The organism is Streptomyces sp. ActVer (assembly GCF_027270795.1).
In the GTDB taxonomy this organism is placed as follows: Bacteria; Actinomycetota; Actinomycetes; order Streptomycetales; family Streptomycetaceae; genus Streptomyces; species Streptomyces umbrinus_A.
The window spans coordinates 1-8,056 of the sequence record NZ_JAPWHT010000462.1; the positions used below are offsets into that span (position 1 = coordinate 1).

7 protein-coding genes are annotated in these 8,056 nt (G+C 70.5%); 4 read left to right on the plus strand and 3 right to left on the minus strand.

Annotated features, from left to right (window positions below; genetic code table 11):
* Window positions 1–161 precede the first annotated feature (161 nt).
* Window positions 162–1,322, minus strand: a complete 1,161-nt coding sequence (locus O3Q52_RS43960) for a S1C family serine protease (RefSeq protein WP_269654123.1) — start codon at window positions 1,320–1,322, stop codon at window positions 162–164.
* 249 nt (window positions 1,323–1,571) lie between these two features.
* Here O3Q52_RS43960 and O3Q52_RS43965 point away from each other — a divergent pair, with 249 nt between their 5' ends.
* Window positions 1,572–3,329 carry a trypsin-like serine protease gene (locus O3Q52_RS43965; protein ID WP_269654124.1) on the plus strand — a complete coding sequence of 586 codons (1,758 nt, stop codon included), beginning with the start codon at window positions 1,572–1,574 and terminating at the stop codon, window positions 3,327–3,329.
* A gap of 202 nt (window positions 3,330–3,531) precedes the next feature.
* On the opposite strand, the gene O3Q52_RS43970 is transcribed toward O3Q52_RS43965, so the two are convergent.
* Both O3Q52_RS43970 and O3Q52_RS43975 read right to left on the minus strand, forming a co-directional pair.
* Complete coding sequence (locus tag O3Q52_RS43970; RefSeq protein ID WP_269654125.1) at window positions 3,532–4,554, minus strand: LacI family DNA-binding transcriptional regulator; 1,023 nt, start codon at window positions 4,552–4,554, stop codon at window positions 3,532–3,534.
* A 23-nt stretch (window positions 4,555–4,577) separates the two neighbouring features.
* Window positions 4,578–5,393, minus strand: a complete 816-nt coding sequence (locus O3Q52_RS43975; protein WP_269654126.1) for a response regulator transcription factor — start codon at window positions 5,391–5,393, stop codon at window positions 4,578–4,580.
* A gap of 277 nt (window positions 5,394–5,670) precedes the next feature.
* Here O3Q52_RS43975 and O3Q52_RS43980 point away from each other — a divergent pair, with 277 nt between their 5' ends.
* The 3 genes from O3Q52_RS43980 to O3Q52_RS43990 form a co-directional block, all read left to right on the plus strand.
* On the plus strand, window positions 5,671–6,564 hold the full coding sequence (locus tag O3Q52_RS43980; RefSeq protein ID WP_269654127.1) for an alpha/beta hydrolase: 894 nt from the start codon (window positions 5,671–5,673) through the stop codon (window positions 6,562–6,564).
* Window positions 6,565–6,659: 95 nt separating this feature from the next.
* A complete protein-coding gene (locus O3Q52_RS43985; protein WP_055614662.1) occupies window positions 6,660–6,914 on the plus strand; it encodes a MoaD/ThiS family protein in 255 nt (84 codons plus the stop codon).
* 7 nt (window positions 6,915–6,921) lie between these two features.
* Window positions 6,922–8,056, plus strand: a 1,135-nt coding sequence (locus O3Q52_RS43990; protein ID WP_269654128.1) for a hypothetical protein, incomplete at its 3' end; no start/stop codon positions are given.

Here is an 8,056-nt window from a genome sequence, read left to right on the forward strand (position 1 = left end):
GGGCCACCTCGGGCGCGCGGGGCGCCGGCGCGTGGAGCTCGTACGCCACTTCGAGGGCCAGGGCGAAGCCGGCCGGGTCGGCGCCCGTGACGGTGTGGGAGACGTTCCTGATCTTCATGACGAACTCCGGGTGGCTCGGTGCGAAGGGGGTGGGCGGAGGGTCAGCTGTCGGAGCCGCCGGCCCGCAGGGTGTCCAGGTCGGCCTTGACGGTGTTGATCGGGATGGCGAAGCCGAGGCCCACGCTGCCGGCGCTCGACGAGGTGGCGTCCGCGGCGGAGTACATCGCGGAGTTGATGCCGATGATGTTGCCGTTCATGTCGATCAGCGCGCCGCCGGAGTTGCCCGGGTTGAGGGACGCGTCGGTCTGGAGGGCCTTGTACGTGGTCGTGGACGAGCCGGTGTCGCCGTTGAACTCCTGGCCGCCGAACTCGAACGGCCACTGACCGCTGCCGCCGCCGCCCTGCTGTTGCTGCTGCTGGCCCTGGCTCTCGTCCGTGGAGACGGTGACGTCACGGTTGAGCGCGGAGACGATGCCGCTGGTGACCGTGCCGGTCAGGCCCTCGGGGGAGCCGATCGCCACGACCTGGTCGCCGACCTTGACACCCGCGGAGTCGCCGAGCGTCGCGACCGTCAGACCGGACGGCGCGTTCTCCAGCTTGATGAGCGCGAGGTCCTTCTTGCTGTCGGTGCCGACGAGCTTCGCGGTGTACGACTTGCCGTTGCTCAGCTGCACCTTGATCTCGGAGGCGCCCGAGACCACGTGGTTGTTGGTGATGATCTCGCCGCCGCTGGTGATGATCACGCCGGAACCGGTGGACTGTCCGGCGTTCGAGGTGGCGCTGATCTCGACGATGCTCGGGCTGACCGCCTTGGCGACCCCGGCGACGGTGCCCTTCTGGCTGGTGGGCACGACGCTGGTGCTGGTGCTGCTGCTCGCCACCGTGTCGTTGCCGGTCAGCTCCTGGAAGGCGTACGCGGTACCGCCGCCCACGGCCGCGGCGGCTATCGCCACGGCGGCCAGCAGCGCCAGCGGACCCTTGGCGCGCCTACGCGGAGCGGCGGGGGCCGGGGAGACGGGCTCGGTGAGGAGGGCCGTGGGAGCGGCGCCCTGCTGCGTCGGCTCGTACGCCGGCGGGGGCGGCCACTCCGGGTTCACGGAGGAGGCGGAGGGGGTGGAGTAGTCGGAGGAGGAGCTCGCGGAGTGCGCGGAGGCGTACGGCTGCTGGGGGTACGCGGACTGCTGCGCGTCGCCCTGCGTGTACGCGGACTGGTGCTGGTCGCCCTGGGGGTACTCGCCGCTGCGGCGGAAGCTCTCGGTCATGACTCAGACTCTGACGCCCGACCATGAGAGCTCCCTGAGTGCTCCCTGAGAAGCCCGACAGAACCGCGTATGCCCGATATAAAGGCGCCGGAGCCCGCTGAAATCGGTGAAACAGGGGGTTGCGGCACGGTGATGTGCGGGAAGCGTCGGACGAATACTTGTCGGACCCCTGTGAAGGACGTGTGCAACGGGAAACGAGGGGCGCAATCTTGGTGGGTTCACGACACACCACCACCTCAGGAGCCCTGAGTGATACGTGCCCTGCGCGACCGTTGGAGACGCCCCGTCACGGCGTTCCCCGCGGCCGCTCTCGCGCTGGCGCTGAGTTGCGCCGGCGTCCTCGCGGCCCAGCCCGCGACAGCGGCGGACGACCCCACCGGAGGTCTGCCCGACGCGAACCTCTCGCAGCCCGCGAAGCCGGCCGCCTCCGCCAAGGAGCTGCGCGACCGGATCGTCGCGGCGGCGAAGGCGACCGGCGAGACGCCCGCGGACGCCTCGCCCAGCAAGTCCCCGTTCATCATCGGCGGTGGTGAGACCACCATCGCCAGTGCCCCGTGGATGGTCCAGCTCGGCTACTCCGACCCGGCCACCGGCAACGGCTACTTCTGCGGCGGCACCCTCGTCGCCCCGAACAAGGTCCTCACGGCCGCCCACTGCGTCGCGGGCCTCGACTGGGTGGGCAACGGCGCCGTGCTGGCCGGCACCACCGACCTCGACGACTACGCCACCGGCACCCCCGCGGGCGTCTACCGCCAGTGGACCCACCCCCGCTACAACGACGCCACCGCCCAGAACGACATCGCGGTGCTCACCCTGGACCGCCCGCTGGAGCAGCAGTGGCTGCGGCTGGCCGCGTCCGACGACAGCGCGCTCTACAAGGCCGGCACCGCGGCCACCGTCTACGGCTGGGGCCTGACCTCCGGCGCCGAGGACGCCACCCTCTCGACGAAGCTGAAGAAGGCGAGCCTGCCGCTGGTCGCCGACGCGACCTGCAACAGCGCCATGCAGGCGGTCCTCGGCGACGACGAGTTCATCGAAGGCTCGATGACCTGCGCGGGCACGCCCGCGACCGGCGCCGACGAGGGCACCGACAGCCCCTGCAACGGCGACTCCGGCGGCCCCCTGGTCGTCGGCAACAAGATCGTCGGCATCGTCTCCTGGGGCGTCGCGGGCTGCACCGGCAAGGGTGCCTACCCGGTATTCACCAAGGTCACCTCCTACGCCTGGGCGGCCCAGCCGCGCGTCGACGACACCGACCTGACGTACGACGGCCGCGCCGACCTGCTGGCCCGCACGCCCTCGGGCGGCCTCTTCCAGCAGGACAGCAAGGGCACCTCGCTGGCCCAGCGCGCCTACCAGGGCAACGGCTGGCAGACCGCCACCTGGGTCCTCCAGGCCGACCTGGACCGGGACTTCTACCAGGACCTGATCGTCCGCGACAAGACCGACGGCAAGCTGTACCGCAGCTACATGGACCACGCCGTCGGCGACTGGACCTGGATGCAGATCAGTTCGGTCTGGGGCGGCTACAAGTCGTATGCGATCCCCGGCGACATGACGGGCGACGCCCGTCCGGACCTGCTCGCGGTCGACGCCGACGGCTCGGTCTACCTCTACCCGGGACGCGGCAACGGCGAGTTCTACGGCAAGGTCAAGGTCGTCAGCGGCTCCTGGAAGAACGTGAAGATCTTCGGCCACGGCGACCTCTCCGGCGACGGCAAGCCCGACCTCCTCGTCCGCTCCACGGACGGCACCCTCTGGCTCTACCGCGGCACCGGCAAGGAGAAGACCCCCTGGTCGGCCCGCATCAAGGCCCGCACCGGCTGGAACTTCACCTCGTACGTCTCCAACGGCGACGTGACGGGTGACGGCGTGGCCGACGTGATGGCCCGCGACTCCGGCGGCACCCTCTGGCTCTACCGGGGCACGAACAAGGCGTCCAGCGACCTCTTCGCCGCCCGCACCAGCCTGGGAACGGGCTTCAACCAGTACAACCTGCTGTTCTAGAAACCGCTGAACAGACGTCGGCCCCCACCACTTGGCGGGGGCCGACGCTTTCGTCCTTTGCTTCTAGGGGCGCGGGGAACGGCGCAATCTTGTGGCTTTTAGGGGCGCGGGGAACTGCGCGACCAGCCACGACCCACCCGCACCCAACCACCAACCCACCAGCGGAGCTACCCGCACCCAACCACCAACCCCACCAGCGGAGCTACCCGCAGCCGCAGGACCTTCGCACAACCAACTGCGACGGAAACAACTTCAACCGCTCCCGCCGAGCGCCGACGACCCGCAGCCCGTCATCAAGCACAAGATCCACCGCAGCCCGAGCCATCGCGGACCGATCGCTCGCGATCGTGGTCAGCGGCGGATCGGTCAACGCCGCTTCCTTGATGTCGTCGAACCCGGCGACGGCCAACTCCCCCGGCACATCGATCCGAAGCTCACGCGCGGCCCGCAACAACCCGACCGCCTGGTCGTCCGTGGAACAGAAGATCGCCGGCGGCCGATCCGGCCCGGCCAGCAGCTCAAGCCCCACCTTGTACGCGTCGTACCGGTTGTAGAGCGCCTCGAAGAGGCGACCCTCCGTCGACCGTCCGGCTTCGTGCATCGCACGCCGCCAGCCCTCCACGTGGTCGGAGACGGGGTCACCGACGGTGGGGGTCTCCGCGACACCGCCCAGACAGGCGACGTACTCGTACCCGTGCTCAAGGAGATGACTCGTGGCGAGCTGGGCGCCGCCTATGTCGTCCGTGACGACGGCGACGTCGTCGATGGCCTCGGGCCGCTCGTGCAGCAGCACCACCCGGGCGTCCCACGCCTCGATCTCGGCGGCGGCCAGATCGTTCAGCGCGTGGCTGACGAGGATGAGCCCCGAGACCCGCATTCCGAGAAAGGCCCGCAGATAGTGGACCTCGCGCTCGCCGACATAGTCGGAATTGCCGACGAGCACCATTTTCCCGCGCTCGGACGCGGCCTGTTCGACCGCGTGCGCCATCTCCCCGAAGAAGGGCTGGCGCGCGTCCGGCACGATCAGGCCTATGAGGTCCGTACGCCTCGACGCCATGGCCTGGGCGACCCGGTCGGGCCGATACCCCAGCTCCTTGATCGCGGCGAGGACACGCTCGCGCGTGGCCGGGGCAACCGGCCGGGGTCCGTTGTTGATGACGTAACTGACGACGGCAGTCGACGTCCCTGCCAGCCGTGCCACATCATCCCGAGTCACCTTGGCCACGCGCGGAGTCTACGCGGATGGACCTACCTCTGTGCAGGTCGTACGGGCTCCTGTGCCTCCACCGTGACCTCGGCGGTCTCGGTGGCGTCGAGGTGTGCCGACTCGTCCGCATCCTCAGGCTTCGGCTGGGCCGCCTTGGCCTTCGCCTCGTCCGTCGCGCGGTCCGCCTTCTCCGGCGTGACGAATCGGTAGCCGACGTTGCGGACGGTCCCGATCAGCGACTCGTGCTCGGGTCCGAGCTTCGCCCGCAGCCGTCGTACGTGGACGTCGACGGTCCGCGTGCCACCGAAGTAGTCGTAGCCCCAGACCTCCTGGAGGAGCTGGGCGCGGGTGAAGACGCGGCCCGGGTGCTGCGCCAGGTACTTCAGGAGCTCGAACTCCTTGAAGGTGAGGTCGAGGACCCGGCCCTTGAGCTTGGCGGAGTACGTCGCCTCGTCGACCGACAGGTCGCCGTTGCGGATCTCCATGGGGGAGTCGTCGTTGACGATCTGCTGGCGGCCCATGGCCAGCCGCAGCCGTGCCTCGACCTCCGCCGGACCTGCGGTGTCGAGCAGGACGTCGTCGATGCCCCAGTCGGCGGTGACGGCCGCGAGACCGCCCTCCGTGACGACGAGGATGAGGGGACAGCCGGGCCCGGTGGACCGCAGCAGCTGGCAGAGGCTGCGGACCTGAGGCAGGTCGCGCCGCCCGTCGATCAGGATGACGTCGGCACCAGGGGTGTCGACGAGAGCGGGGCCCTCCGCCGGAGCCACGCGCACGTTGTGCAGCAGCAGGCCGAGGGCGGGAAGCACCTCCGTCGACGGCTGGAGAGCATTGGTAAGGAGCAGCAGAGAACTCATCGCACCCCACCTGCCTGGGTCGTCACACGGTCTTGCACGGTTTGCTTGCCCATAACGTCGGTTCCTCCTCGGTCCCTGCGAGGACGTTTGCGGCACTGCTTCGTACTTCTCGCGGCTCCCGCGCCCCTGGGCGCCGCAATTGCGCTCCGACATCGCACTTCCTGTCGCGATATTTCCCCGGGGAGTCGTATACAGCGTTCGTATACAACGCTCCAGAAAGCGCAAAAGGACCCGGGGGCTTCGCTGCCCGAGTCCTCTGCCCAGCAGAATAGCCCACATGAACCTAGGTCCGGCAGGTCATGTGACGCGATCTTTGATTCGTCCACGCCTTGAGACAACCCTGCGGCCACCTCTGCGGAGATTTCTGCGCACGGTCGACGGGGTCACGATCGATGCCGCGTACGACCCCGGAAGGGGTACGTCCGACACCGCGGACGACGCCCTCGGTGACGTCCCGGGCGACCTCGCCATCGTCGTCGCGCACGGTTTCACGGGCGACCTGGAGCGGCTGCACGTACGTCGGGCGGCGACCGCCTTCACGCAGTACGGGGCGGTCGTCACGTTCTCCTTCCGGGGCCACGGCGCCTCCGGCGGGCGTTCGACGGTCGGCGACCGCGAGGTGCTCGATCTCGCGGCGGCGGTGGAGTGGGCACGAGAACTCGGTCACACCCGGGTGGCCACGGTCGGATTCTCGATGGGCGGGTCCGTCGTCCTGCGGCACGCGGCGATCAATTCGGCCGGCGGCGAGGAGCACGAGGGGCGCACGGGAGCGCATACGGACGCGGTGGTTTCGGTCAGCGCACCCGCTCGCTGGTACTACCGGGGCACGGCCCCTATGCGCCGCCTGCACTGGCTGGTAACCCGCCCGGTGGGCCGCGCCGTCGGCCGCTACGGCCTGCGCACCCGCATCCACCACCGCGAGTGGGACCCCGTCCCCTCCTCCCCGGTGGAGTCGGTCCCGCTGATCGCGCCCACGCCGTTGCTGATCGTCCACGGTGAGCAGGACGGCTATTTCCCGGTGGACCACCCCCGAATGCTGGCCGACGCCTCCGACGGTCACGCCGACCTGTGGCTGGAGCCCGGAATGGGCCACGCGGAGAACTCGGCGGACGACGAGCTGCTGGCCCGCATCGGCCACTGGGCGGCCGGGGCGGCAGCACCCGCGGGCTAGCCTTGGCGGTGCTTGTCACCCATTCACCGACCGACCGTCGACTTCACGGATTCACGGACCGACCGTCGACCGAGCGATCAGGAATCAGGAATCAGATGGCAAAGGGCACGGTGCGTTACTGGGCCGCCGCCAAGGCCGCAGCGGGCATCGCCGAGGAGCCGTACGAGGCGGAGACCCTCGCGGACGCGCTCGACGCGGCACGCGAGCGACACCCCGGCGAACTCGTCCGCGTCCTGCGGCGATGCTCGTTCCTCATCGACGGTGACCCCGTGGGCACCCGCGGACATGAGACGGTACGGCTGGCCGAGGGCGGCACGGTCGAAGTGCTCCCGCCGTTCGCAGGAGGGTGACGGGACCATGAGCAACCAGCCGTACGAGGGGAACGGGAACGGGCCCTACGAGGGCTACGACCCCTATCAGCAGCAACAGCCGCCGTCGGGGTGGCCGGGCCGGCAGCAGTACGAGGCCGACGCCGAGCCCGACCAGCAGCAGTACACCCAGCAGTGGGAGGGCCAGACCTGGGAGACCCAGGTCCAGCCCTCGATCACGCCGACCGCACCGGCACCGTCCGCGGACACGGCGTACCTCCCGCAGCAGGCTCCGCACGGGCCGGGGGGCCAGCAGGGGGCGCAGCAGTACGCGGCTCAGTACGGCGCTCAGGGCGCTCAGGGCGCCCAGGGCGCTCAAGGCGGTCAGTACGGGGTAGTGGGGCAGCCGATGCCGGCGGAGACGGGTTGGAACCAGGCGGGCCGGCCGGGCCCGGCGGACCAGTTCGGACAGCCCCAGGGCTACCCGGGCTCGCAGGGTCCCCAGGGCCACGGGGGCTACGGGGGCTACGGGGGCCAGACGCCCACGCCCGCCGCACCCCCCTCTGCTTCTGGCTCTGGCTCCGCGCCTGAGTACGGGCCGGCCACCGTCACCGGGAACTCCGGCCTCACCGCGGCGCAGCGGGCCCGTGCGGAGGGGCGTTCGCCGATCATCGAGCCGGGCCTGCAGCCGGCCGCCCTGACGGCGGTCCTGGGGCTGCTGATGGCAGGGGCGGCGGCCGTCGGGGAGTACGCACTGGTCGTACCGCTCGTGATCCTCCAGGCGGTGACCGCGGCGGGCTGGTTCCGGCTGAACGGGATGTGGCCGGCCAGGCAGGGCATCGCGCTCGCCTTCGCGGGGGCGCTCACCTCGGACGTCGCGCTGCTCGCGGCCGGGCGGGAGAACGCGCCCGCCGCGATCCTCGGCTCACTCGGCGTCTGGGTCCTGCTGACCCTGGTCCTCCAGCTCCGCAGCCATGCGTCGCCGGACGAGCGGATGTACGGGCTGATGGCCACGGTCGTCTCGGCGGCGCTCGCGATCGTCGCTACGGGGCACTTGGCGGCGGAACCGGATGCGGTGACGGTGGGTGCGGTGGCGGTCGGGGCAGCGGTTCTGGCCCGTGCGGTGCCTCTGCCTACGGCGGTTTCGGTGGCTGTGGCGTTGGTGGCGGGGGCGGCGGCAGATC